The following is an 810-nucleotide window of genomic DNA, read 5'->3' as shown; positions in this document are numbered from 1 at the left end:
TCCAGCGCAGCAGCCTCATCGACTGCGGCGTAGACTGCCTTCAAATCTGCCATGAGTGCCTTTATGTCCTTGTAGGATACATATTTGCTGGAATTTCGGAGCTGATGGATAATACAGTTCTGGATTTCCGTTTGGGGAAATACGGCTTCAATGGCAGTGGAAAACCCGGTCAAATTATCCGTGCAGGCGATGAAAATGTCCTCAATTCCGCGGTTTTTCAGGCTGTTGAGTACCGTTGCCCAGTATTTGGCGCTTTCATTTTCACCGACCCACATGCCCAGAACATCTTTCCTGCCGTCCAGATCAATACCGATGGCGATATAGACTGCCTTCTTCACGATCTGCCCTTCGCTGCGGACATGGTAGTGGATGGCATCCATGAAAACCACCGCGTAGACGCTCTCCAACGGCCGCTGCTGCCATTCTTTTGCGATAGGGAGAATCTTGTCCGTGATGCGGCTTACGGTCGTGTCAGATACCTCTACGCCGTAGATCTCCTGAATATGGGTCTCTATATCCGACGTGGTCATGCCCTTGGCGTACATGGACAGGATCTTCTCCTCGATGTCCTGACTGATGCTGGTCTGGTTTTTCTTCAGCACATGAGGCTCAAATTCCCCCTTACGATCCCGGGGCACGGATATCTCCACATCACCGAAGCTGGTGCGCAGCGTTTTGCTGCTGTGCCCGTTCCGGCTGTTGTCCGTGTCCTTATTTTTATAGTCGTACCTGCTGTAGCCCAGTTCGTCGTCCAGCTCAGCATCAAGGCCGTTTTCCATGAACTCGGCAATCGTCTCTTTGAACAGGCTC

1 protein-coding gene is annotated in these 810 nt (G+C 51.9%); it reads right to left on the bottom strand.

All coding sequences use genetic code 11. The features are described 5' to 3' along the window. Positions 1–810: IS256 family transposase (locus ACTNBK_RS17130; protein WP_441147900.1), on the bottom strand; the 810-nt coding region annotated here is incomplete at both ends.

This window comes from Intestinimonas sp. HCP28S3_D6 (genome assembly GCF_052065695.1).
In the GTDB taxonomy this organism is placed as follows: domain Bacteria; phylum Bacillota; class Clostridia; order Oscillospirales; family Oscillospiraceae; genus Intestinimonas.
This window is presented reverse-complemented; position numbering and strand designations above follow the sequence as displayed.